This window comes from Nonomuraea sp. NPDC050691 (assembly GCF_040654455.1).
Taxonomy (GTDB): domain Bacteria; phylum Actinomycetota; class Actinomycetes; order Streptosporangiales; family Streptosporangiaceae; genus Nonomuraea.
In genome coordinates this window covers 1-1,072 of sequence record NZ_JBFAIA010000386.1, presented here as the reverse complement: position 1 = coordinate 1,072, position 1,072 = coordinate 1, and the positions used below count along the sequence as shown (strand labels likewise).

The window sequence follows — 1,072 nt, the reverse complement described above, 5'->3', positions numbered from 1 at the left end:
GCCACCCTTGAAAGAGTGCGTAATAGCTCACTGGTCAAGTGATTCCGCGCCGACAATGTAGCGGGGCTCAAGTACACCGCCGAAGTCGTGGCACTCACCACCTTGTGTGGTGGGTGGGTAGGGGAGCGTCGTGCAGCTGGTGAAGCGGCGGAGTGATCCAGTCGTGGAAGCTGTGCGAGTGAGAATGCAGGCATGAGTAGCGAATCGAGGGTGAGAAACCCTCGCGCCGGATGACCAAGGGTTCCTGGGGCAGGCTAATCCGCCCAGGGTAAGTCGGGACCTAAGGCGAGGCCGACAGGCGTAGTCGATGGACAACGGGTTGATATTCCCGTACCCGCTTCAACGCGCCCATATCGAACCCCTTGATACTAAGAGTCCTTAGCTCGGGTTGTCCTTCGGGACGGCCGTCAGAGTGAACGCTCGGCCTGATTGGGTAGTAGGTAAGCGATGGGGTGACGCAGGAAGGTAGTCCAGCCCAGGCGATGGTTGTCCTGGGGTAAGCATGTAGGGAGTGAGGTAGGCAAATCCGCCTCGCATGTATCCTGAGATGTGATGCCGAGCCGATTGTGGCGAAGTGGATGATCCTATGCTGCCGAGAAAAGCCTCTAGCGAGTGTTGTGGCGGCCCGTACCCTAAACCGACTCAGGTGGTCAGGTAGAGAATACCAAGGCGATCGGGTGAACTGTGGTTAAGGAACTCGGCAAATTGCCCCCGTAACTTCGGGAGAAGGGGGACCTCTGCCGGTGTAGGAGCGTGCCTCCGAAGCTGGTGGGGGTCGCAGTGGCCAGGGGGAAGCGACTGTTTACTAAAAACACAGGTCCGTGCGAAGTCGTAAGACGATGTATACGGACTGACGCCTGCCCGGTGCCGGAACGTTAAGGGGACCGCTTAGCGCAGCTTGCTGTGCGAAGGTGAGAACTTAAGCGCCGGTAAACGGCGGTGGTAACTATAACCATCCTAAGGTAGCGAAATTCCTTGTCGGGTAAGTTCCGACCTGCACGAATGGCGTAACGACTTCCCCGCTGTCTCAACCACAGACCCGGCGAAATTGCATTACGAGTAAAGATGCTCG

1 rRNA gene is annotated in these 1,072 nt (G+C 57.6%); it reads left to right on the top strand.

The annotated features are described in order from the left end of the window. Positions 1 to 1,072: ribosomal RNA gene (locus AB0H81_RS44970) — 23S ribosomal RNA — on the top strand; the annotation flags it as partial.